This is a genomic window from Streptomyces sp. NBC_01429, from assembly GCF_036231945.1.
Taxonomy (GTDB): Bacteria; Actinomycetota; Actinomycetes; order Streptomycetales; family Streptomycetaceae; genus Streptomyces.
Window position 1 is genome coordinate 4,602,651 of the sequence record NZ_CP109599.1, and the last position, 23,224, is coordinate 4,625,874.

Annotated in this window: 19 protein-coding genes and 3 rRNA genes; 18 read left to right on the forward strand and 4 right to left on the reverse strand. The window is 67.4% G+C overall.

The genetic code is table 11. The features are described from left to right. Window positions 1–114 precede the first annotated feature (114 nt). From OG627_RS20125 to proC, 6 genes are all read left to right on the forward strand, one after another. The gene (locus OG627_RS20125) at window positions 115–414 is read left to right on the forward strand and encodes a hypothetical protein (protein ID WP_329067047.1); all 300 of its coding nucleotides are present in this window, start codon (window positions 115–117) and stop codon (window positions 412–414) included. A gap of 59 nt (window positions 415–473) precedes the next feature. Beyond that, window positions 474–992 carry a hypothetical protein gene (locus OG627_RS20130; RefSeq protein ID WP_329067049.1) on the forward strand — a complete coding sequence of 173 codons (519 nt, stop codon included), beginning with the start codon at window positions 474–476 and terminating at the stop codon, window positions 990–992. A 91-nt stretch (window positions 993–1,083) separates the two neighbouring features. Continuing rightward, window positions 1,084–1,833 (forward strand): class I SAM-dependent methyltransferase, encoded by a 750-nt coding sequence (locus OG627_RS20135; RefSeq protein WP_329067051.1) that lies wholly within the window; start codon window positions 1,084–1,086, stop codon window positions 1,831–1,833. 77 nt (window positions 1,834–1,910) lie between these two features. Continuing rightward, window positions 1,911–2,678: an ABC transporter ATP-binding protein gene (locus OG627_RS20140; RefSeq protein ID WP_329067053.1), complete on the forward strand. Its 768-nt coding sequence runs from the start codon at window positions 1,911–1,913 to the stop codon at window positions 2,676–2,678. Continuing rightward, entirely contained in the window at window positions 2,675–3,484 is an 810-nt protein-coding gene (locus OG627_RS20145; protein ID WP_329067055.1) for an ABC transporter permease, read from the forward strand. The genes OG627_RS20140 and OG627_RS20145 overlap by 4 nt, the downstream gene beginning before the upstream one ends. A gap of 137 nt (window positions 3,485–3,621) precedes the next feature. Then, window positions 3,622–4,431 carry a pyrroline-5-carboxylate reductase gene (gene proC / locus OG627_RS20150; RefSeq protein ID WP_329067057.1) on the forward strand — a complete coding sequence of 270 codons (810 nt, stop codon included), beginning with the start codon at window positions 3,622–3,624 and terminating at the stop codon, window positions 4,429–4,431. A gap of 80 nt (window positions 4,432–4,511) precedes the next feature. Here proC and trpS read toward each other — a convergent pair whose 3' ends face one another. Beyond that, window positions 4,512–5,507: a tryptophan--tRNA ligase gene (gene trpS / locus OG627_RS20155; RefSeq protein ID WP_329067059.1), complete on the reverse strand. Its 996-nt coding sequence runs from the start codon at window positions 5,505–5,507 to the stop codon at window positions 4,512–4,514. An 874-nt stretch (window positions 5,508–6,381) separates the two neighbouring features. On the opposite strand from trpS, the gene OG627_RS20160 reads away from it, so the two are divergent. The 11 genes from OG627_RS20160 to OG627_RS20210 all read left to right on the forward strand — a co-directional run bounded on the left by OG627_RS20160 (window position 6,382) and on the right by OG627_RS20210 (window position 18,531). Then, window positions 6,382–7,907: ribosomal RNA gene (locus OG627_RS20160) — 16S ribosomal RNA — on the forward strand. A 299-nt stretch (window positions 7,908–8,206) separates the two neighbouring features. Next, window positions 8,207–11,329, forward strand: a 23S ribosomal RNA gene (locus tag OG627_RS20165). 96 nt (window positions 11,330–11,425) lie between these two features. After that, window positions 11,426–11,542: ribosomal RNA gene (gene rrf, locus OG627_RS20170) — 5S ribosomal RNA — on the forward strand. Together the 16S, 23S and 5S rRNA genes form the textbook arrangement of a ribosomal RNA operon. Window positions 11,543–11,625: 83 nt before the next feature. Beyond that, complete coding sequence (locus OG627_RS20175) at window positions 11,626–12,282, forward strand: HAD family hydrolase (RefSeq protein ID WP_329067061.1); 657 nt, start codon at window positions 11,626–11,628, stop codon at window positions 12,280–12,282. Between the two features lie 43 nt (window positions 12,283–12,325). After that, a complete protein-coding gene (locus OG627_RS20180; RefSeq protein ID WP_329067063.1) occupies window positions 12,326–13,612 on the forward strand; it encodes an MFS transporter in 1,287 nt (428 codons plus the stop codon). Beyond that, the gene (locus OG627_RS20185; protein WP_329067064.1) at window positions 13,581–14,753 is read left to right on the forward strand and encodes an acetoin utilization protein AcuC; all 1,173 of its coding nucleotides are present in this window, start codon (window positions 13,581–13,583) and stop codon (window positions 14,751–14,753) included. The genes OG627_RS20180 and OG627_RS20185 overlap by 32 nt, the downstream gene beginning before the upstream one ends. 167 nt (window positions 14,754–14,920) lie before the next feature. Continuing rightward, on the forward strand, window positions 14,921–15,736 hold the full coding sequence (locus OG627_RS20190) for a phosphatase (protein ID WP_329067066.1): 816 nt from the start codon (window positions 14,921–14,923) through the stop codon (window positions 15,734–15,736). Between the two features lie 128 nt (window positions 15,737–15,864). Beyond that, window positions 15,865–16,074, forward strand: a complete 210-nt coding sequence (locus OG627_RS20195; RefSeq protein WP_158575903.1) for a helix-turn-helix domain-containing protein — start codon at window positions 15,865–15,867, stop codon at window positions 16,072–16,074. A 110-nt stretch (window positions 16,075–16,184) separates the two neighbouring features. After that, window positions 16,185–16,283 (forward strand): 30S ribosomal protein bS22, encoded by a 99-nt coding sequence (locus OG627_RS20200; RefSeq protein ID WP_003948845.1) that lies wholly within the window; start codon window positions 16,185–16,187, stop codon window positions 16,281–16,283. 129 nt (window positions 16,284–16,412) lie between these two features. Beyond that, window positions 16,413–17,468 carry an NAD-dependent epimerase/dehydratase family protein gene (locus OG627_RS20205; RefSeq protein WP_329067070.1) on the forward strand — a complete coding sequence of 352 codons (1,056 nt, stop codon included), beginning with the start codon at window positions 16,413–16,415 and terminating at the stop codon, window positions 17,466–17,468. After that, window positions 17,461–18,531, forward strand: coding sequence for a lysophospholipid acyltransferase family protein (locus tag OG627_RS20210; RefSeq protein ID WP_329067071.1), 1,071 nt, complete (start codon window positions 17,461–17,463; stop codon window positions 18,529–18,531). Before OG627_RS20205 ends, OG627_RS20210 begins: the two co-directional genes overlap by 8 nt. Window positions 18,532–18,672: 141 nt before the next feature. Here the strand turns inward: OG627_RS20210 and OG627_RS20215 are convergent, their stop codons facing one another. From OG627_RS20215 to OG627_RS20225, 3 genes are all read right to left on the reverse strand, one after another. Beyond that, window positions 18,673–19,914, reverse strand: a complete 1,242-nt coding sequence (locus OG627_RS20215) for a DUF5667 domain-containing protein (RefSeq protein WP_329067072.1) — start codon at window positions 19,912–19,914, stop codon at window positions 18,673–18,675. A 313-nt stretch (window positions 19,915–20,227) separates the two neighbouring features. Continuing rightward, complete coding sequence (locus OG627_RS20220) at window positions 20,228–21,022, reverse strand: ECF subfamily RNA polymerase sigma factor, BldN family (protein ID WP_329067073.1); 795 nt, start codon at window positions 21,020–21,022, stop codon at window positions 20,228–20,230. Window positions 21,023–21,470: 448 nt separating this feature from the next. Then, window positions 21,471–22,421 (reverse strand): HAD family hydrolase, encoded by a 951-nt coding sequence (locus tag OG627_RS20225; RefSeq protein ID WP_329067074.1) that lies wholly within the window; start codon window positions 22,419–22,421, stop codon window positions 21,471–21,473. 159 nt (window positions 22,422–22,580) lie between these two features. Between OG627_RS20225 and OG627_RS20230 the strand changes: the two genes are divergently transcribed. Beyond that, the gene (locus OG627_RS20230) at window positions 22,581–22,859 is read left to right on the forward strand and encodes a glutaredoxin family protein (protein ID WP_329067075.1); all 279 of its coding nucleotides are present in this window, start codon (window positions 22,581–22,583) and stop codon (window positions 22,857–22,859) included. Window positions 22,860–23,224: the final 365 nt, after the last annotated feature.

Genomic DNA, 23,224 nt, shown 5'->3' on the forward strand with positions numbered 1-23,224 from the left:
CGCACGGAGCCTAGTCGATGGTGCGTGCGATCAAGCCATGGCTTGCTAGCGTGCGCGGCGCGGAGATCCCCGCCCGTGGGCGGGGACGCGACACCTTCAATGGGGGAGGACCGAATGTCAGTCGAAGAGGTTGAGAGCCGGAGCGAGAGTCGGGTCACGATCGCGGCCAAGCGGTACGCCGTGCACCCGAACTACCGGGTGAACGTCCGCAGCGGCCCCGGCACCAAGTACTCGCTCGTCCGCGTCCTGGCGTACGGCGTGAGCGTGCCGATCAACTGCCAGCGGCCGGGCGAGTCCGTCGCGGGCCCGTACGGCACGACGAACATCTGGGACAACATCGCCAACGGCGAGTACATCTCGGACGCGTACGTCTACACCGGCAGCAGCGGCTACGTCGCGGTGCGCTGCGGCTGAGAGCCCGCCGGGCCGCCTCTGATCGTGACGACGCGCGCTCACCGGGCGATAATCGCCCGGTGAGCGAACATCCCGCACAGCGTCAGCAGGTAACGGGCGAAGGCCGCGGCGGCCCGGAGCCGGAGGCCATCCGCTTCTTCGGTACGACCTGGGTCGGCCACGACGGCGGCTACGCGGCGCGCCGCGCGGCGGTCGCCGTCGGCTCCCTCACCACCGCCTTCGCCGCCTGCCTGCTGTTCCGACTCGCTTACCAGGGGCTGGAGATCGCCGCGGTGGGGTCCTTCGTCGGGATACTGGTCGTGGTGGTGTTCGCGGTGTGCGGCGCCATCGCGTTCCGCAGGACCTGGGAGGGCTTCGGCCGCCGCCCGGCCGACCCGGCCCGCGAGGAGTCGCTGCGCGGCCTCAAGACGATCGGCTTCATCGGCTCACTGATCGCGTACTTCCTGCGCTCGCTGGCCGAAGCCCCGGGGGAGGGCCTGCGCCGCCGGGAGTACGAGACGGCCGTCGTCCAGTACGAGCGCCGCCGCGCCGCCCGCACGGGCAACCCGGCCGCCCGCCGGGGCCCCAAGGGCACTTAGACCGACCGGCACATGGGGGTGGTCGGTCTCAGGATCTTTCGTTCGGATCTCTATGGGGCTGCCGGCCCGCACCTGGCGCAGCATAGGACGCATGACTCTTCGCGCCCTCTCCTTCGACGCCGTGGCCGACCAGTACGACACCGCGCGCCCCGGCTATCCGGCCGCCCTCTTCGACACCGTCGAGGAACTGGCCGGCCGCCCCCTGCGGGGCGCCCGCGTCGTCGACGTGGGCGCGGGCACCGGTATCGCCACCCGCACACTGCGCGAACGCGGCGCCCTGGTCACCGCCGTCGAGCCGGGCCCCGCCATGGCGGCCCGGCTGCGCCGGACGCTCCCCGGCGTCCCGCTCGTCCGGGCGTTCGGCGACGCCCTGCCGATCGCCGACGGCAGCGCCGACCTCATCACGTACGCCCAGTCCTGGCACTGGACCGACCCGGCCCGCTCGCTGCCCGAGGCGCTGCGCGTACTGCGCCCCGGCGGCGCGCTCGCCCTGTGGTGGAACGTCTCCGACGGCTCGGTCCCCTGGATCGCTGAGCAGGGCGCGCGGATCGAGGCATGGGCGGGGGACGGCGCGCACGGCGCGCACAGCGCCCACGGCCGGGGCGACGGGCTGCCCGAGTCGCTGGAACCCGTGGAGCGCCGGGTGCCCTGGACCCGCCGCGTCACCGTCGACGCCCACCTCGCCAACCTCGGCAGCCACTCGGTCTTCCAGATGCGCGGCGCACCGGACGCCGGAGCCTTCCTCGCGGCCGAGCGGGCCGCGCTCCTCGCGCGTTTCCCCGACGGGACCCTGGAGGAGGCGTACGTGGTCGATCTGACGGTCGTCGTGAACGACCGCTGAGGCCGCACCGCCGCGGCGCCCCCGCACACCGGCCGAACGCTTGACGGGGGCGCCGCCGCGCGCGCATTATTCATCACATGATGAATTTGGCGACGGCCGCCGTCCACGCCCGCGGCCTCACCGTCAGGCGGGGCGACCGCACCGTCCTGCGCGGCCTCGACTTCTCCGTACCTTCCGGCCGGATCACCGGACTGCTCGGCCCCTCCGGCTGCGGCAAATCGACCCTCATGCGCGCCCTCGTCGGCACCCAGGCCCAGGTCACCGGGACCTTGGACGTCCTCGGCAAGCCCGGCGGCGCCCCCGAACTGCGCGCCCGCATCGGCTACGTCACCCAGGCACCCTCCGTCTACGACGATCTGACGGTCGAGCAGAATCTCGACTACTTCGCCGCCGTCCTCGACCCGGGACGCCGACGCCGCGCCGCCCGCCGCGAAGCCGTCGCCGCGGCCATCGCCGACGTGGACCTCGCCTCCCACGCCGGCTCCCTCGCCGGCCGGCTCTCCGGCGGCCAGCGCAGCCGCGTCTCCCTCGCCGTCGCCCTGCTCGGCGCGCCCGAACTCCTCGTCCTGGACGAGCCGACCGTCGGGCTCGACCCCGTACTCCGCCGGGACCTGTGGGACCTCTTCCACCGCATCGCCGCCGAACGCGCCGTGACGATCCTCATCTCCTCGCACGTCATGGACGAGGCCGAACGCTGCCACCGGCTGCTCCTCATGCGCCAGGGCCAGATCCTCGCCGACGACACCCCCGCCGCCCTGTGCGCCCGCACACGCACCGAGACCGTCGAAGCCGCCTTCCTCCACCTGGTCGACGAGGCCGACGCAACCCAGGAGAGCCCCCGATGACCACCACGACCCCGGTCACGACCGAGCCCCCGGCCACCGGCCCGGAGCCCACGGCGGCCACGGCCCCGATCTCCGCCGCCCGTACCGTCGCCACCGCCGCCCGCGTCCTGCGCCAGCTGCGCCACGACCCCCGCTCGATCGCGCTGATGATCCTCGTCCCGTGCGTGATGCTCCTCCTGCTCCGGTACGTCTTCGACGGAGACCCGCGCACCTTCGACACCATCGGGGCCTCGCTGCTCGGCATCTTCCCGCTGATCACGATGTTCCTGGTGACCTCCATCGCCACCCTGCGCGAACGCACCTCGGGCACTCTGGAGCGACTGCTCGCCATGCCGCTCGGCAAGGGCGACCTGATCCTCGGCTACGCCCTGGCGTTCGGCGCGCTCGCCGTCGTCCAGTCCGTCCTCGCCACGGCCCTCGCCCTCTGGGCCCTCGGCCTGGACGTCGCGGGATCCGCCTGGCTGCTCCTGCTGGTCGCCCTCCTCGACGCCCTGCTCGGCACGGCCCTCGGCCTCTTCGTCTCGGCGTTCGCGGCATCCGAGTTCCAGGCCGTCCAGTTCATGCCCGCGGTGATCTTCCCGCAGCTCCTCCTGTGCGGCCTGTTCGCTCCCCGCTCCACCATGCAGCCCGTACTGGAGGCGATCTCCGACGTGCTGCCCATGTCGTACGCGGTCGACGGCATGGACCAGGTCCTGAGCCACCCGGACGTCACCGGAGACTTCGTCCGGGACGCCGTGATCGTCGCGGGGTGCGCCGTACTCGTCCTCGGCCTGGGCGCCGCGACCCTCCGCCGCCGTACGGCCTGACCACCCGCGCCCACGGGGGCAGCGCCACGCCACGCCGTACCGCTCCTCGGACACGCCCGCCCGCTGTCCGACCCCGGTGCGAGGATGGGACACGGACGTCAGCAACACCCCATTTCCACCGGCGAGGTGACCCCGCAATGCCCCAGACAGTCGCAGTCCTCGGCACCGGAAAAATCGGCGAGGCCCTGCTCAGCGGCATGATCCGCGCGGGCTGGCGAGCCGCCGACCTGCTGGCCACCACCCGCCGCCCCGAGCGCGCCGAGGAGCTGCGCTCGCGCTACGGCGTGGAGGCCGTCACCAACGCCGAGGCCGCGAAGCGCGCCGACATCCTCATCCTCGCCGCCAAGCCCCAGGACATGGGCCGGCTGCTCGACGAACTCACCCCGCACGTCACCGCCGACCGGCTGATCATCAGCGCCGCCGCCGGAATCACCACCTCCTTCATCGAGGAGCGCCTCCCCCTCGGCACCCCCGTCGTACGCGTCATGCCGAACACCCCCGTCCTGGTGGACGAGGGCATGTCCGTCATCTCGGGCGGCAGCCACGCACTCCCCGCGCATCTGGCCCATGCCGAGGAGATCTTCGGCGGCGTCGGCAAGACCCTGCGCGTCCCGGAGTCCCAGCAGGACGCGTGCACCGCGCTCTCCGGCTCGGGCCCGGCGTACTTCTACTTCCTGGTCGAGGCGATGACCGACGCCGGCATCCTCCTCGGCCTGCCCCGCGCCCAGGCGCACGATCTGATCGTCCAGGCCGCCATCGGCGCGGCGGTCATGCTGCGCGACAGCGGCGAACACCCGGTCAAGCTCCGCGAGGCGGTGACCTCCCCGGCCGGCACCACGATCAGCGCCATCCGGGAACTGGAGAACCACGGGGTACGGGCAGCCCTCATCGCCGCCATCGAAGCGGCCCGCGACCGCAGCCGCGCCCTGGCCACGGGCAACGGCTGACGGCACGGGTCCCGGGACCGGTCGGCCGGGCCGACCGGCCGACCGGACCGAGCGACCGGCCGCTCCCGAGTCGGGACCGGTCAGGCGGGCAGCAGCCCGATGGCGCGGAAAGCCGAGTCGACCACGGGCCGCGCCATCGACCTGGCCCGTTCCGCCCCCTCCCGCAGCACCTGCTCCACGGAGTCGGAATCCGCGGCCAGGGCGGCGTGCCGCGCCCGCATCGGTCGCAGCAGTTCGACCACGGCCTCGGCGGTGTCCCGCTTCAGCGCCCCGTACGAGTCGTACGCACCGGCCAGCTCCTGCGGGTCCCGGTCCGTGCACGCCGCGAGGATCTCCAGCAGATTCGTCACCCCGGGCTTGGCATCCCGGTCGTACGCGACCTCGCGCCCGCTGTCGGTGACGGCGCGCATGATCTTCTTCCGCACGGCGTCGGTGTCGTCCAGCAGATAGACGATCCCGGCGCCGGAATCGTGCGACTTCCCCATCTTCGACGTCGGATCCTGGAGATCCATCACCCGCGCGGCCACCGGCGGCCGGGTCGCCCGGGGCACGGTGAACGTGTGCCCGTAACGCTGGTTGAAGCGCAGGGCGAGATCCCGCGTCAGCTCCACATGCTGAGTCTGGTCCTCACCCACCGGGACCTCATCGGTCCGGTAGGCGAGGATGTCCGCCGCCATCAGCACCGGGTACGACAGCAGCGAGAACCGCACACTCTCCCCGGACGCCCGCGCCCGCGCGCTCTTCTCCTTGTACTGGATCATGCGCCGCAGCTCCCCGTCGGTGGCCGTGCACTCCAGCAGATACGACAGCCGGGTGTGCTCGTCGACGTGGCTCTGTACGAATACGGTGCACAGCGCGGGGTCGAGCCCCGCCGCCAGCATCAGCGTGGCCGCCTGCCGGCTGAGTCTGCGCACCCGTGCCGGGTCGTGTTCGACGGTCAGGGCATGCAGGTCCACGACGCTGAACAGCGCGTCTGCCCGGTGCTGATCCACCTCGACCCAACGGCGCAGGGCACCGAGGTAGTTGCCCAGCGTCAGATGTCCGGTGGGTTTGATCCCGCTGAAGATCCGTGTCATGTCTTCTGCTCACCCTCTTGATCGAGTTGATCCGAGTCGGCCACCGTCACCGACGGCCGGACTCCCAGGAGGGGAGAAACACGAACGGCCGCCGAAGCGGCGGCCGTTGCACGCGTACGTGAGGAGCGAGGGCCGCCGTCAGGCGGCCCGCCACTTCAGGGGATGCGTACGCGAGGTCATGGCCTCAGAGTAGCGTCCGACCACCGAGTTGACACGGGAAACGCGGATCCGTAATGTTCTCCGAGCTGTCCGACGTGAGCACCGGCCCAGGTCGGCCCCGGACAGCCACTCCGCAGGGCCATACAAGAAGCAGTGCGACCGTTTTCGGTGGCAGCAGCTTTCGCGTGTGAGTTTGCGAAATGAGGAATCCGCGTTCGAAGGGACGCAGCCCCGATTAGCGTCGGAGCCGGTGATTCCGCTAAAGTCTCACTCGTCGGAAGGGCCCAACAGCCCCGATGGCAGCCCACTCTGACTGGGAATCAGGCCCGAAAGGATCTGGTAGAGTCGGAACCGCTGGAAAGGGAAAGCGCGAAAGCGAAGAACTGGAAAGCAAGCCCCGCTCCGACGGGGAATCGGACACGAAAGAGTCTGATAGAGTCGGAAACGCAAGACGGAAACAAAACAAAGAAACACCGAAGGGAAGCGCCCGGAGGAAAGCCCGAGAGGGTGAGTACAAAGGAAGCGTCCGTTCCTTGAGAACTCAACAGCGTGCCAAAAGTCAACGCCAGATATGTTGATACCCCGACCTACCGAGTTATTTGGTGGGTTGAGGTTCCTTTGAAGAAAAAACACAGCGAGGATGCTGTGAACTACTGGTCTTATTCCGACCGGTGGTTCCGGCTCTCGTGCGTGTCGACCCGATTACGGGTAAACATTCACGGAGAGTTTGATCCTGGCTCAGGACGAACGCTGGCGGCGTGCTTAACACATGCAAGTCGAACGATGAAGCCTTTCGGGGTGGATTAGTGGCGAACGGGTGAGTAACACGTGGGCAATCTGCCCTTCACTCTGGGACAAGCCCTGGAAACGGGGTCTAATACCGGATAATACTTTCCTCCGCATGGGGGAGGGTTGAAAGCTCCGGCGGTGAAGGATGAGCCCGCGGCCTATCAGCTTGTTGGTGGGGTGATGGCCTACCAAGGCGACGACGGGTAGCCGGCCTGAGAGGGCGACCGGCCACACTGGGACTGAGACACGGCCCAGACTCCTACGGGAGGCAGCAGTGGGGAATATTGCACAATGGGCGAAAGCCTGATGCAGCGACGCCGCGTGAGGGATGACGGCCTTCGGGTTGTAAACCTCTTTCAGCAGGGAAGAAGCGCAAGTGACGGTACCTGCAGAAGAAGCACCGGCTAACTACGTGCCAGCAGCCGCGGTAATACGTAGGGTGCGAGCGTTGTCCGGAATTATTGGGCGTAAAGAGCTCGTAGGCGGCTTGTCACGTCGGATGTGAAAGCCCGGGGCTTAACCCCGGGTCTGCATTCGATACGGGCAGGCTAGAGTGTGGTAGGGGAGATCGGAATTCCTGGTGTAGCGGTGAAATGCGCAGATATCAGGAGGAACACCGGTGGCGAAGGCGGATCTCTGGGCCATTACTGACGCTGAGGAGCGAAAGCGTGGGGAGCGAACAGGATTAGATACCCTGGTAGTCCACGCCGTAAACGTTGGGAACTAGGTGTTGGCGACATTCCACGTCGTCGGTGCCGCAGCTAACGCATTAAGTTCCCCGCCTGGGGAGTACGGCCGCAAGGCTAAAACTCAAAGGAATTGACGGGGGCCCGCACAAGCAGCGGAGCATGTGGCTTAATTCGACGCAACGCGAAGAACCTTACCAAGGCTTGACATACACCGGAAACGGCCAGAGATGGTCGCCCCCTTGTGGTCGGTGTACAGGTGGTGCATGGCTGTCGTCAGCTCGTGTCGTGAGATGTTGGGTTAAGTCCCGCAACGAGCGCAACCCTTGTTCTGTGTTGCCAGCATGCCTTTCGGGGTGATGGGGACTCACAGGAGACTGCCGGGGTCAACTCGGAGGAAGGTGGGGACGACGTCAAGTCATCATGCCCCTTATGTCTTGGGCTGCACACGTGCTACAATGGCCGGTACAATGAGCTGCGATGCCGCGAGGCGGAGCGAATCTCAAAAAGCCGGTCTCAGTTCGGATTGGGGTCTGCAACTCGACCCCATGAAGTCGGAGTTGCTAGTAATCGCAGATCAGCATTGCTGCGGTGAATACGTTCCCGGGCCTTGTACACACCGCCCGTCACGTCACGAAAGTCGGTAACACCCGAAGCCGGTGGCCCAACCCCTTGTGGGAGGGAGCTGTCGAAGGTGGGACTGGCGATTGGGACGAAGTCGTAACAAGGTAGCCGTACCGGAAGGTGCGGCTGGATCACCTCCTTTCTAAGGAGCATCTAGATTCCGCAAGGAATCCAGAGCCACTACGTCGGCAAATGTTCGACGGTGGTCAGCTCATGGGTGGAACGTTGACTATTCGGCACATCGGGTTTTGGGACTGTGAGTACTGCTTCGGCGTGGAAAACAGGTTCGGGATCGGGTGTGCTGGGCGCGCTGTTGGGTGTCTGAGGGTACGAGCGTTGCTCGTCCTTCGGGTTGCCGGCCCCAGTGAACTCGCCTGTAAGGGTGGGGTGATGGGTGGCTGGTCGTTGTTTGAGAACTGCACAGTGGACGCGAGCATCTGTGGCCAAGTTTTTAAGGGCGCACGGTGGATGCCTTGGTACCAGGAACCGATGAAGGACGTGGGAGGCCGCGATAGGCCCCGGGGAGCTGTCAACCGAGCTTTGATCCGGGGGTGTCCGAATGGGGAAACCCGGCAGTCGTCATGGGCTGTCACCCGCTGCTGAACACATAGGCAGTGTGGAGGGAACGAGGGGAAGTGAAACATCTCAGTACCCTCAGGAAGAGAAAACAACCGTGATTCCGGGAGTAGTGGCGAGCGAAACCGGATGAGGCCAAACCGTATGCGTGTGATACCCGGCAGGGGTTGCGTATACGGGGTTGTGGGATCGTACTTCAGCAGTCTGCCGGCTGTTGGGCGAGTCAGAAACCGTATGGATAGGCGAAGGACATGCGAAAGGTCCGGCGTAGAGGGTAAGACCCCCGTAGCTGAAATCTGTACGGCTCGTTTGTGCGACACCCAAGTAGTACGGGGCCCGAGAAATCCCGTGTGAATCTGGCGGGACCACCCGCTAAGCCTAAATATTCCCTGGTGACCGATAGCGGATAGTACCGTGAGGGAATGGTGAAAAGTACCGCGGGAGCGGAGTGAAATAGTACCTGAAACCGTGTGCCTACAAGCCGTGGGAGCGTCGCTGTATGTGCTTGCACATACAGTCGTGACTGCGTGCCTTTTGAAGAATGAGCCTGCGAGTTTGCGGTGTGTTGCGAGGTTAACCCGTGTGGGGAAGCCGTAGCGAAAGCGAGTCCGAATAGGGCGGTATAGTAGCGCGCTCAAGACCCGAAGCGGAGTGATCTAGCCATGGGCAGGTTGAAGCGGAGGTAAGACTTCGTGGAGGACCGAACCCACCAGGGTTGAAAACCTGGGGGATGACCTGTGGTTAGGGGTGAAAGGCCAATCAAACTCCGTGATAGCTGGTTCTCCCCGAAATGCATTTAGGTGCAGCGTCGTGTGTTTCTTGCCGGAGGTAGAGCACTGGATAGGCGATGGGCCCTACCGGGTTACTGACCTTAGCCAAACTCCGAATGCCGGTAAGTGAGAGCGCGGCAGTGAGACTGTGGGGGATAAGCTCCATGGTCGAGAGGGAAACAGCCCAGAGCATCGACTAAGGCCCCTAAGCGTACGCTAAGTGGGAAAGGATGTGGAGTCGCAGAGACAACCAGGAGGTTGGCTTAGAAGCAGCCATCCTTGAAAGAGTGCGTAATAGCTCACTGGTCAAGTGATTCCGCGCCGACAATGTAGCGGGGCTCAAGCGTACCGCCGAAGTCGTGTCATTGCAGTACATACCCCCAACGGGGACTGTGATGGGTAGGGGAGCGTCGTGTGCCGGGTGAAGCAGCAGCGGAAGCTAGTTGTGGACGGTTCACGAGTGAGAATGCAGGCATGAGTAGCGATACACACGTGGGAAACGTGTGCGCCGATTGACTAAGGGTTCCTGGGTCAAGCTGATCTGCCCAGGGTAAGTCGGGACCTAAGGCGAGGCCGACAGGCGTAGTCGATGGACAACCGGTTGATATTCCGGTACCCGCTTTGAAACGCCCAGTATCGAATCCATTAATGCTAAGGCCGTGAAGCCGTCCTGGAGCCTTCGGGCAAAGGGGAGTGGTGGAGCCGCTGATCCAAGGTGGTAGTAGGTAAGCGATGGGGTGACGCAGGAAGGTAGTCCAGCCCGGGCGGTGGTTGTCCCGGGGTAAGGGTGTAGGGCGTTGTCCAGGTAAATCCGGACAGCACAAGCCTGAGACCTGATGCCGAGCCGATTGTGGTGAAGTGGATGATCCTATGCTGTCGAGAAAAGCCTCTAGCGAGTTTCATGGCGGCCCGTACCCTAAACCGACTCAGGTGGTCAGGTAGAGAATACCGAGGCGTTCGGGTGAACTATGGTTAAGGAACTCGGCAAAATGCCCCCGTAACTTCGGGAGAAGGGGGGCCATTCTAGGTGATGAGTCTTGCACTCTGAGCTTGGGGTGGCCGCAGAGACCAGCGAGAAGCGACTGTTTACTAAAAACACAGGTCCGTGCGAAGCCGTAAGGCGATGTATACGGACTGACGCCTGCCCGGTGCTGGAACGTTAAGGGGACCGGTTAGTCAATCTTCGGGTTGGCGAAGCTGAGAACTTAAGCGCCAGTAAACGGCGGTGGTAACTATAACCATCCTAAGGTAGCGAAATTCCTTGTCGGGTAAGTTCCGACCTGCACGAATGGCGTAACGACTTCTCGACTGTCTCAACCATAGGCCCGGTGAAATTGCACTACGAGTAAAGATGCTCGTTTCGCGCAGCAGGACGGAAAGACCCCGGGACCTTTACTATAGTTTGATATTGGTGTTCGGTTCGGCTTGTGTAGGATAGGTGGGAGACTTTGAAGCTTGGACGCCAGTTCAGGTGGAGTCGTCGTTGAAATACCACTCTGGTCGTGCTGGATGTCTAACCTGGGTCCGTGATCCGGATCAGGGACAGTGTCTGATGGGTAGTTTAACTGGGGCGGTTGCCTCCTAAAGAGTAACGGAGGCGCCCAAAGGTTCCCTCAGCCTGGTTGGTAATCAGGTGTTGAGTGTAAGTGCACAAGGGAGCTTGACTGTGAGACCGACGGGTCGAGCAGGGACGAAAGTCGGGACTAGTGATCCGGCGGTGGCTTGTGGAAGCGCCGTCGCTCAACGGATAAAAGGTACCCCGGGGATAACAGGCTGATCTTCCCCAAGAGTCCATATCGACGGGATGGTTTGGCACCTCGATGTCGGCTCGTCGCATCCTGGGGCTGGAGTCGGTCCCAAGGGTTGGGCTGTTCGCCCATTAAAGCGGTACGCGAGCTGGGTTTAGAACGTCGTGAGACAGTTCGGTCCCTATCCGCTGCGCGCGCAGGAGTCTTGAGAAGGGCTGTCCCTAGTACGAGAGGACCGGGACGGACGAACCTCTGGTGTGCCAGTTGTTCTGCCAAGGGCATGGCTGGTTGGCTACGTTCGGAAAGGATAACCGCTGAAAGCATCTAAGCGGGAAGCCTGCTTCGAGATGAGGACTCCCACCTCCTAGAGGGGTTAAGGCTCCCAGTAGACGACTGGGTTGATAGGCCAGATGTGGAAGACCGGTAACGGTTGGAGCTGACTGGTACTAATAGGCCGAGGGCTTGTCCTCAGTTGCTCGCGTCCACTGTGTTAGTTCTGAAGTAACGAACAGCCGTGACCGTCTTTAATTAGATGCGTATCCGGTGTTTGTTTAACTTCATAGTGTTTCGGTGGTCATTGCGTGAGGGAAACGCCCGGTTACATTCCGAACCCGGAAGCTAAGCCTCACAGCGCCGATGGTACTGCAGGGGGGACCCTGTGGGAGAGTAGGACGCCGCCGAACAATTATTGTGGGGATGCCCCGCACCTTATGGTGCGGGGCATTTCTGCGTTCAGGGGCATTTTCACGTTCAGTAGGCTCAGGGCATGCGCTACGAACTGGTCATCTTCGACAACGACGGCGTGCTCGTCGACAGCGAACCGATCTCCAACACCATCCTGGCCGCCTACCTCACCGAGCTGGGCCATCCCACCTCCTACGAGGACTGCCTGCGGGACTACATGGGCGCCGCCGTCCATCGCGTACACGACCTCGTGCGGGAGCGGACCGGGCGTGCTCTGCCCGCGGACTTCGACGATGTCCTGCACGCCCGGGTCTTCGCCGCCTTCGAAAGGGAGTTGCGCCCGGTGGAGGGCGCCGTCGCCGTCGTGGAGAAGCTGGCCGCCGACGGGGTGCCGTACTGCGTCGCCTCGTCCGGGAGCCATGAGCGGATCCGGGTGGGACACCGTAAGACCGGGCTGGACCGGCTGTTCGAGGACCGGGTCATCTTCAGCGCCCAGGACGTCGGCCGGGGCAAGCCGGCGCCCGACCTCTTCCTGCACGCCGCCGAGCGGATGGGCGTCGCGCCCGAACGCTGTGTCGTGGTCGAGGACAGCCCGCACGGAGTCGCCGCCGCCAGGGCCGCCGGCATGGACGTGTACGCGTTCACGGCGATGACACCCGTCGAGAAGCTGTCCGACGCCACCGGCCACTTCGCCGGCATGGCCGAACTTCCCGGACTGCTCGGCCGATCCGTGACCTGATCCATCTACCCATGGGTAGCGCGGAGCCCTACGCTGTGCGGCCATGACGGATGCGCGTTTGCGGCACGGCCGGGTCTCACTGGCGCTCGGCTTCTTCGTCCAGGGGGTGACGTTCGCCCTGCTGGTCACCCGTATCCCCGCCATCCAGAACCGGTACGGGATATCCGACGGACTGCTCCCCGCCTTTCTCGCCGCCGTGCCGGTCCTGGCCGGCGTCGGCAGTGTCGCCACCGAGAAGCTCGTCGCGCGGGTGCGGCCGGGGACGCTGCTGCGCTGGTCCCAGCCCGTCGTCATGCTGGCCCTCCTGGGCGTCGGAGCCGGGGACGAGGTCTGGCAGCTCGGAGCCTCGCTGGCCGCGTTCGGGCTGGCCGTCGGCGTGCTGGACGCGTCCATGAACATGCTCGGCGTGAGCATCCAGCGGGCGTACGGGCGCAGCATCATCCTCGGGTTTCACGCGGCGTTCAGCCTGGGCGGGATGGCCGGGGCCTCGCTCGCCTGGGCGGGTGCGCACTGGCAGCTGCCGCTGCTGATGTCGTATCTCCCGGTGGTGGCCGTGCTGTTGCCGGCCGCGCTGGTGGGCAGCCGTTGGTACGTGGACTCCGCGCCGAGTGCGGGCGCCGACGCGGGGAGGCACCCAGGGCAGGACGCCGGCAAGGGGGAGGCCGCGAGCGTCGGCACTCCCGGCACTCCCGGCACTTCCGGCGCTCCCGTCAGCCCCCTCGCCTTCCGGCTGCTGCTGCCGCTCTGTCTCGTGATGGCCTTCGCCTATATCGGTGATTCCACGGTCTCGAACTGGAGCGCCAAGTATCTCCAGGACGTCCTCGGCGGCTCGGAGGAGCTGGCGACCGTCCCGTACAACGCTTATATGGTCACCACGCTGCTGGGGCGCGCGGTCGGGGATCTCGGGGTGCGGCGGTTCGGGCCCGTGGCGGTGGTGCGGTGCGGGTCGGTGCTGGCCGGGGCGGGGTTCGCCGTGGTGGCGCTGGCCTCGGGGCCCTGGGTGGGGATCCTCGGGTTCACGATGCTGGGGCTCGGGCTGTGTGTGATCGTGCCGCAGACCTTCGCGGCCGCCGGGCGGCTCGCGGAGGAACGGAACAGCCCCGGGGGCAGCGACGCCGCCGTGGCCCGGCTCAATGTCTTCAACTACGTGGGTTTTCTGGTCGGATCGCCGCTCGTGGGGGCGCTCGGGGACGCCTGGAGCTACCGGGGCGCGATGCTCGTACCGATGGTGATGGTCCTGGTGACCCTCGTGTACGCCCGCTCGTTCGGGGCGGAGCCGGACCGATACGGTGGCGGGCATGAGCGGCCACGCGCGGTTGATGTGGGATGACGCGGTAACGGGATACGACTTCGGCCCGGACCATCCGATGGATCCGGTGCGGCTGTCGCTGACCAGAGGGCTGGTGCGGGCCTGCGGGCTCGACGCGAAGGTCGACGTCGTCGCGGCGCCGCCCGCCGGGGACTCGACGCTGCGGCTCGTCCACCACCAGGACTATGTGGACGCGGTACGGCGGGCTTCCGCGGATCCGCGCGGCGCCGACATGTCGTACGGCCTGGGCACGGTGGACGATCCGGCGTTCGCGGGGATGCACGAGGCGTCGGCGCTGATCGCCGGGCAGTCGGTCGGCGCGGCCGAGGCCGTGTGGCGCGGCGAGTGCGCGCACGCGGTGAACTTCGCGGGCGGTCTGCACCACGCCATGCCGGGGGCGGCCGCCGGGTTCTGCGTCTACAACGACGCCGCGCTCGCCGTGGCCCGGCTGCTGGAGCTGGGGGCTGAGCGCGTCGCCTACGTCGATGTCGACGTGCACCACGGGGACGGTGTCCAGGCGGCGTTCTGGGAGGATCCGCGCGTACTGACGGTCTCGCTGCACGAGCATCCCCGTACGCTTTTTCCGGGGACCGGCCGGCCGGAGGAGACCGGCGCCGGGGCCGGTGAGGGCAGCGCGGTGAATGTGGCGCTGCCGGCCGGGACCGGGGACGAGGGGTGGCTGCGGGCGTTCCACGCGGTGGTGCCCGAGCTGCTGGCGGACTTCCGGCCGCAGGTGCTGGTGACGCAGCACGGGGCGGACACCCATTTCGAGGATCCGCTGGCGCATCTGGCGGTGTCGCTCGACGCGCAGCGTGCCGTGCAGGCGTCCTGCCACGATCTGGCCCACGAGTACGTGGACGGCGGGCGGTGGGTCGCGCTCGGCGGGGGCGGCTACGCGGTGGTGGACGTGGTGCCGCGCTCCTGGACCCATCTGGTGGGGATCGCGGCGCACGCGCCGGTCGATCCGGAATCGCTGGTGCCGGCCGAGTGGCGGGACGAGGTGTACGCGCGGACGCGGCAGTTGGGCCCCGGGCGGATGACGGACGGGCGGACGCCCGGCTGGGAGCCGTGGGACGCCGGTTACGATCCGGCGGACCGGCTGGACCAGGCGGTGCTGGCGACGCGGAAGGCCGTGTTCCCGCTGCGGGGGCTGCTCGCGTAACCGGGTCTTCCGCCACCCGCTCGCACGCTCGCCCGGCTGCCTGCCGGCCCGCGTCCCGCCCGCCGCCCGCGTCGCGCGGCCCGCGTCCGTCACGTTCGTTACGCCAACTGTGCGGTCTGTCCGGGGTTCCGGCCCCGGGCCGGGGCCGGGGCGGCAGCATCGGCGGGGTGTTGAGCAAGGGAGCCCTGCGGGCGCATCTGCTGGCGGCCAGGCTGGCCGGTCCTGTGGCCACTTCGCGCGAGGAGAGTCTGCGCAGTTACCGTCTATTCGTCGAGCGCGATCCTCGTGTGACGCTCGGACTCGATCCAGAATGGGCATGGAACGAGAAGGACTTGCTCAGACTCATGGCCGACAAGTGCGGGGTTTCCGACGATTCCCGTCATGTGTCCGGGCCCGACACCATCGACCCCGAGCGCACCATGACCGCGCTGGACGCCTTCGCCGAACGGCTGCGCTCGGCGGCGGCGCGGCGGGTTCCGGTGCTGTTCGGAACGGGGCATCCGCACCGGCTCCTCGGGTTCTACGCGGAGCTGGCAGACGCTTTGTCGGCGGCGGGGTGCCTCGTCCTCACCCCCGCGCAGGGCCGATGTATCGACATAACGACCCGGTTCGGGGTACGTACGTGCAACCTTGACTACGTACGGGGAGTCGCGCTGGTGCGGGAACCCGGCGCGCGGGCCCCGGGGAGTGACACCGGCGCACATACCCATTCCCCGCTGCCGGTTCGGGTCGTTCTGGACGCTCTGGCGGAGGCCGGCGGACCCCTGCCCGCACTGGTCGTCGGGGACCACGGATGGGTCTGCGGGGCAGGTCAGCTGGGCATTGAGGCCATCGGTCCGGCGGATACGGACGACCCCGCGCTGTTCGTCGGCGAGGCCGAGGGGCGGGTGTCCGTGGTCGTTCCGCTTGACGACGCCGCGCGCTCCACGGCCTACCGGCCACTTACGCGCTATGTACTCAATCGGGCGTGTCTGTCACAGTAAACGGCCGGAGGCTGCTCCTCTTCCCCACTCGTATCACCCGCCCCTAGTCTGGGTTGTGAGCGCACAGCGACGAAGAGTTACCGGAGGGGAAGCCGGTGGCCGTCGGGTGCGGAAGGTACAGGTGGATCATGGTTGCTGGCGAGAGGCCTCTCAACGAGGTCAAGTTCCTTACCGTGGCGGAGGTCGCCTCGGTGATGCGAGTGTCGAAGATGACCGTGTACCGCTTGGTGCACAGCGGTCATCTGCCGGCGATCCGGGTGGGCAGGTCATTCCGGGTTCCGGAGCAAGCGGTTCACGAGTACCTCCGCGAGTCCTTTGTGGGGGTCGAGTCGGCCTAGGAGTTCCCTCGGATTACGTCCCTCACTCGGCGGCGGGTAGGCTAGGCCGACGTAGGTCGTGTGGGCCCAGACGCCCCGCACCGAGTGAAGAGAAGTGAGCGAGGGTAGTCGTGGGCTCTGTTATCAAGAAGCGGCGTAAGCGGATGGCCAAGAAGAAGCACCGCAAGCTGCTCAAGCGCACCCGCGTTCAGCGTCGCAACAAGAAGTAAGCGGCAGCTGTTCGTGCATCAGAGGCCCTTCCACCGATTCCCGGTGGGAGGGCCTCTGTGCTGTCGTACCCGAAGCGCTACGGTGACGCGTACGGAGTCCTTTTCGGGAGCCAGAGGAAGGCGCTGATCTTGGGCAAGGTCGTGCTCGTGACCGGAGCGGCCCGGCAGCTCGGAGGCCGTTTCGTACGGCGTGTTCAACGCGAACCCGGGGTGGACCGGGTGATCGCGGTGGACGCCGTCCCTCCCGGGCATCCACTGGACGACGCGGAATTCGTCCGCGCGGACATCCGCAGGCCCGCCATCGCGCGGGTGCTGGCCGAATACGGTGTCGACACGGTCGTGCATCTCGACGTCACGGGGACGCCGCTGGGCACCGGTGGCCGGGCCGCGGTCAAGGAGACCAACGTCATCGGCACGATGCAGCTGCTCGGCGCGTGCCAGAAGTCGCCGACGGTCCAACGGCTGGTGGTGAAGTCCACCACGAGCGTGTACGGCGCGGCGCCCCGCGACCCGGCGGTCTTCACCGAGAACACCCCGCCCAAGTCGCTGCCGAGCGGCGGCTTCGCCAAGGACGCGGTGGAGGTCGAGGGGTACGTACGCGGCTTCGCGCGGCGCAGACCCGATGTCGCGGTCTGTGTGCTGCGCTTCGCCAACATCCTGGGCCCCGCGGCGGACACCCCGCTCGCCGACTACTTCTCGCTGTCCGTGCTGCCGACGGTCCTCGGCTACGACCCGCGGCTCCAGTTCGTCCACGAGGACGATGTCGTCGATGTGCTGATGATCGCCTCGGACGGGCCGAGGAGGGGCACGCTCAACAGCGGGACGTTCAATATCGCCGGTGACGGTGTGCTGCTGCTCTCGCAGTGCGCGCGGCGGCTGGGGCGGCCCACGGTGCCCGTCGTGCTGCCCGCCGTCACCTGGGTCGGTTCGGCGCTCCGGGCGGTGGGCGTGACGGACTTCGCGCCGGAGCAGATCAGGCTGCTGACCCACGGCCGGGTGGTCAGTACGGACCAGATGCGCGAGACGCTGGGCTTCACGCCCTCGTACTCGACCGCCGAGGCGTTCGCGGACTTCGCGCGCGGCCGGGGCGCCGGTCTCGTACCGCCCGAGACCGCGGCGCGCACGGTCGACCGGCTCTCCCGTCTCGTCACCCTCGCCAACAAGGAGCGCATCCGACATGGCTGACGCCAAGGTTCTCCCCTTCGGTGATGATCCGAGGCCCCGTCGTGGTGCCACCGGCGGCGGAGGTGGCCGCCGGCAGCACGCGAAGGACGCCGCCGCGAAGCGCTCGTCCGGGCGGCAGGGCGGCCCGCTGGCGCCCGTACCGGAGCCTGCGGCTCCGGGCGCGCGGGAAGCGGCGGAGGAGCCTGCGGACGGGGCTGACGTCCCGCCCGCGGGGGACGGCGGCGGCGACTGGGAGCGGCGGATCGCGAGCGGGCTGGCGTTTCTGCGCCGGCGGGTCACGGGCGACTACCCGGTCGACGAGTTCGGCTACGACGAGGAGCTGACCGATCAGGTCCTGATGTCGCTGATCCGGCCGCTGTACGAGAAGTACTTCCGGGTCGAGGTGAAGGGCATCGAGAACATCCCGTCGGACGGCGGGGCGCTCGTGGTGGCCAACCACTCGGGGACGCTGCCGCTGGACGGGCTGATGATGCAGGTCGCCGTCCATGACAACCATCCGGCGGACCGGCATCTGCGGCTGCTGGCCGCCGATCTGGTGTTCATGCTGCCGGTGATCAACGAGCTGGCGCGGAAGGCCGGGCACACGCTCGCGTGCGCGGAGGACGCGGAGCGGCTGCTGCGGCGCGGTGAGGTCGTCGGGGTGATGCCCGAGGGCTTCAAGGGGCTGGGCAAGCCGTTCGGCGAGCGCTACAAGCTCCAGCGCTTCGGCCGGGGCGGGTTCGTGTCGACGGCTCTGCGGGCGGGGGTGCCGATCGTGCCCTGCTCGATCGTGGGCGCCGAGGAGATCTATCCGATGGTCGGCAACGCGCGGACGCTGGCGCGGCTGCTGGGGGTGCCGTACTTCCCGCTCACGCCCACGTTTCCCTGGCTGGGGCCGCTGGGCATGGTGCCGCTGCCGACGAAGTGGACGATCCAGTTCGGAGAGCCGATTCCGACGGACGGGTATCCGCCGGAGGCGGCGGAGGATCCGATGCTGATGTTCAATCTGACGGATCAGGTGCGGGAGCAGATCCAGCACACGCTGTACAAGTTGCTCGTCCAGCGGCGGTCCGTGTTCTTCTGACGTTCTTCGTTCTTCTGACGTTCTTCCGGCCGGGCCGGGTTTCCGGGGCCGCGCCCGCGCGTGACGGGTGCCGCGCACCCGCACATGGGTGATCGCCGGACGGGGTCGCGGGGGACCCGTCCGGCGATCGTGGTGGGTGGTTCAGTCCGCGTCCTCCGCCTTGATGCCGAGTCCCGGCAGGAGATCCGGCAGCAGCGGGGGGATCGTGACATTCGGCGCCGGACGCTCGGGGTTCTCCTTGCTGTTCTCCGACGGCGACGGGATGACGCTGTTGGGCGGCGGGTCGAGCAGGCCGCCCGTGCTGCCGCCGAGCAGCCCTTCCTCCGACGGGCTGCTGGAGTCCTGGCCCGACGGCTTGGGCTTGTCGCCGGTGTGCGGGCCGGGGGCGCCGCCCTCCTCGTTGCTCTTGGCGGGGGCGGACGGCGTGGCGGGGGACTTCTCGGTGTGGCTGGAGCCGCCGGCGTCCGCCGGGGAGCCGGGGCGGGTGGTGCTCTGGTGCTTCTCGGGCGGTTTGGGCAGCAGTGACTTGAGCGGCGCGACCTCTTCGTCTATGGCGTCGAAGACCGAGCTGACCTCGTTGCCCACGTCCGTCAGCTGGACGGGCAGCCGCTCGCGCAGCCCGTTCCACGCCTGGCGGTGCGAGGCGGAGAACGACGAGAGGGTCGCGATCGGGCCGATGGAGCCGTCCCGTTCGTACGCCTGGTGAAGCAGGCGGTGGCCCTCGGTCGCGTCGTGCTTCATCCCGCTGAGCGTGCGCCGGATCTCGGCGAGCGACTCGTGGTCGAGCGGACCGGAACGGCCGCGCTCCATGAGCCGGCGGGCTTCGCTGAGCCGGGTCGAGGCATGGTCGAGATACAGCTCGCCACGGTCGGACTCGTCGCCCGCCATATTGAGCTTGATGTCTTCCATGCCGCGCTTCAGCCCGTACAGCGAATCACCGGGCAGGGCGTCGGAACTGGCAGCGGCCACCCCGCCGAAGGCTCCGGCCGCCACACCCACGGTGAGCCCGCCGGCCGCGAGGCCCTTGGTCCACCGGGATCTCGGCCGCAGCTTGCGGAGCGGGGAGGCCCGGTGCGCACCCCGGCCGGAGGTCCGCTGCTCCGGCACCGTAGGTCCCGGAGACACCTCCCCGGCGGCTGTGCCCTCCTGAAGCATGGCCTCCATGGCTGCCACGAGCTGGGCTCGCTGCACCACTTTGACCTCGGGATCAAGCGTGGGTCTCGGCAGTTCGCCGAGACCACGCGCCAGGGCCAACAGCCGCCCCTGTTCGGCCGGTTCGACCGACTCGGCGGGCTGGTCCCCCGCCGCTCCCTGGACCGTCTGGTCTTCCAGGGACTGGGCGAAGGCGTTCGCCCGCCGGTGCCCCGAAACGTTCGCGATCACTGGCGGCACCTCCTCTCGTCATGACGATCGACTCCCCTGGGGGTCCGGAAGGTTGCACGCCTTGAGCGCCTCCACACGAATGAGTGAGTGGCCGCGGGCATGGCGTGACCGCAGGGAGCCTGCATCCCGCACAACGAGCGGCGCGGCACTTGGGTTACGCACGGAGGATGATCGGACCAGTGCGTCATCGAGGCGTCACCGACTGTGAGTTGGGTTCCTGTTGGGGCGGGCCCGGGAGGCCGGCTCGGCGGGGGTGCTGACGGGGGTGCGCCGGCGGACGGCGGCGGCCGGTGGCGCTGAGGGGCGCCACCGGTCAGCGGGCGTCCTCCGGGAGCAGCCGGGCCAGGGTGCGTACGGCCCGGTACTGCAAGGTCTTGATCGCTCCTTCGTTCTTGCCCATGACCCGGGCGGTCTCGGCGACCGAGAGGCCCTGGAGGAAGCGCAGTGTGACGCACTCCTGCTGCTGGGGGTTGAGTTTCCGTACGGCTTCGAGCAGCGCCGCGTTGGAGAGGGACTCCAGGACGGAGTCCTCCGGGCTGCGCTCGACCTCGTTGGCGTCGAGCATTTCGCCTGTGGTCACTTCGAGGCGGAACCGGCTCGACTTGAAGTGGTCGGCGACCAGGTTCCGAGCGATGGTGACCAGCCAGGCGCCGAAATCGCGGCCCTGATAGGTGAACGTGGAGATCCGGCGCAGGGCGCGCAGGAACGTCTCGCTGGTGAGATCCTCCGCGGTCGCCTTCCCGCCCACGCGGTAGTAGATGTAGCGGTAGACGGTGTCGCTGTACTGGTCGTACAGCCGGCCGAAGGCCTCGGCCTCACCGGCCTGTGCGCGCTCGACGAGTTCCATCATGCGGGCGCTGTCGCTGTCGGCGGCCGGCCGGCGGGCGGTGGTCGAGGCGGTGGTGCTGCTTCGGCTTCCCCGTCTGCCGACTGCCGCACCACCGTTCGCCAGGGCATAACAAGGACCGATAGGGCCGCTCACGGCAGGGGCCGGTGCGGCGAGGGCGGGGACGGCGTACGCGGTGGGGACGAAGCCGCGCAAGCGGTCGAGGACCGTTGCGCGCAGCGTAGCCAGGCCCGAGGCGTCAACCCCGACGTGTGGGTACACGGGACTCCCAGAGGCAGAGCTTCCATCACGTGCAGTGCGGGACCGTTCACTCGTCGTAGCGACGGGTGGGGTCCGGTATGCGTCTGAGGAGAATAACGCTTCGTACAGGCAGTGCTACACCCAGTTGCTCAAATCATCGATTACGTCGCTTCCGTGACGCCTATGCGGCGTATCTAGTCGCACGTGGTGACCATTTACTGATCGGATTGAGTCAAGATCTGCTTGCTCTCGTGATGGGTTGTGTCTGAGTGACGACCGCGCGGCCCCCGCGGCTAGAACGCCGGGCTCGGTCACGGGCATCTGTACGTACGCGCATATGTGCGGGCTTGTCGCCGTACGAGGGCTTTTTCCGGTGCCGTCCGCGGCTCTTCGTGCCGGGGCGCACGGCCGTAGGGGCCCGTCCGGGTGTGGACGGGCCCCTACGGATACGGAGGGCTTCGGCGTGGCGTCAGCGGCGGCGGCGGTGCAGGGCGACCGCCGCGGCCGTGCCGCCCGCGATGGCGCCGACTCCGGCGGCGGCGGGAATGCCGACCTTGGCCGCCTTGCGGCCGGTCCGGTAGTCGCGCAGCCGCCATTCCAGCCGGCGGGCGTGCTTGCGGAGCTTGGTGTCCGGGTTGATGGCGTACGGATGTCCGACGAGCGAGAGCATCGGGATGTCGTTGTGCGAGTCGCTGTACGCCGCGCAGCGGTCCAGGTCGAAGCCCTCGGTCGCGGCCAGGGCGCGGACGGCCTCGGCCTTCGCGGGGCCGTGCAGCGGTTCGCCGACGAGCTTGCCCGTATAGACGCCGTCGACCGATTCGGCGACGGTGCCGAGGGCGCCGGTGAGGCCGAGCCTGCGGGCGATGATCGTGGCGGTCTCGATGGGCGCGGCCGTCACCAGCCAGACCTGCTGGCCGGCGTCCAGGTGGGCCTGGGCGAGGGCGCGGGTGCCGGGCCAGATGCGGTCGGCCATGTACTCGTCGTAGATCTCCTCGCCGATGGACATCAGCTCGGAGACGCGGTGGCCCTTGACGATGGACAGCGCGCTGTCGCGGGCGTCCTGCATGTGCTCGGGGTCCTCGACCCCGGCCAGCCGGAACCACGCCTGCTGCCAGGCGAACCGGGCGAGTTCCCGCCGCTGGAAGAACTTCCGCTTGTACAGGCCCCGGCCGAAGTGGAAGATCGAGGCGCCCTGCATCACGGTGTTGTCGAGATCGAAGAAGGCGGCGGCGCGGTCGTCCCCGAAGACGGGGAAGTCCGGCACCTCGTGGGCGCCCGACTCGCCGTCCTCCCGGGGGGTGGACGATTCCGGTGATTCCTGCGTGGACTTCAGCCCTGCCTCGGCTGCGGCCTCGCCCGCGAGCACGCTCCGTGCTGTGGCGGAGCGCCTACGAGGAGTGAGCCATCCCAGTGCGGCCATGTGGCGAGCATAGCCAGTCCGTTGGGCGTCCATGGACGCGTAGGGCCGCGGCGGGGTGAACTCTCCACGACCGGTGTGTAAATCCGGCGATCATGCGGATGGGGTCCCCCTGTGGACAACCGGCGGCTCCGCGGGGCGCGCGGGCGGAGAATGGCGCGTATGAGTCCTCTGCTGCGGCGTACGACGAAGAAGAAGGCGGACGAGCGGGTGGTGACGCTTGTCTCGAAGCCGGGGTGTCATCTGTGTGACGACGCGCGTGCGGTGGTCGCGGAGGTGTGCGAGCAGACCGGTGCATCCTGGGAGGAAAAGGATATTTCCCAGGACGAGGCGCTGTACCGGGCGTACTGGGAGCAGATTCCGGTGGTCCTGGTCGACGGCGAGCAGCACACGTTCTGGCGTGTGGACGCCGATCGGCTCCGTAGAGAACTGGGGGGCTGAAGGGAAAGACGGTTACCATCGTGGGCGCTTTGCTGGGTTTCCTCCGGTGATCACGCTCCCCGCCGCGCACGCGGTACGGGGGCTGTCGCGGGGGAGCCGGAGATCGGTCCCGGAAGGGCGCGCGAAGCGGTCTCGGGGGCGTATTCGTGAGGAGTGTGTACGGCTTTGCCCCCTTCGTGTGTGCAACGGGCTGAAGCGGCCGGCGGTTCCGTGATCGCCGGATCGGATCGCGTGACCCCGGTCACTTTGCTCGGACAAAGCGGACACCATCTTTGTGCACGCGTTCACAAAGACATAGCCTGCATTCGACGGGGCGGTCCTGGGACATACGGCCGCCTACAGCCCCGCTCATCCCGCAGGAGCAC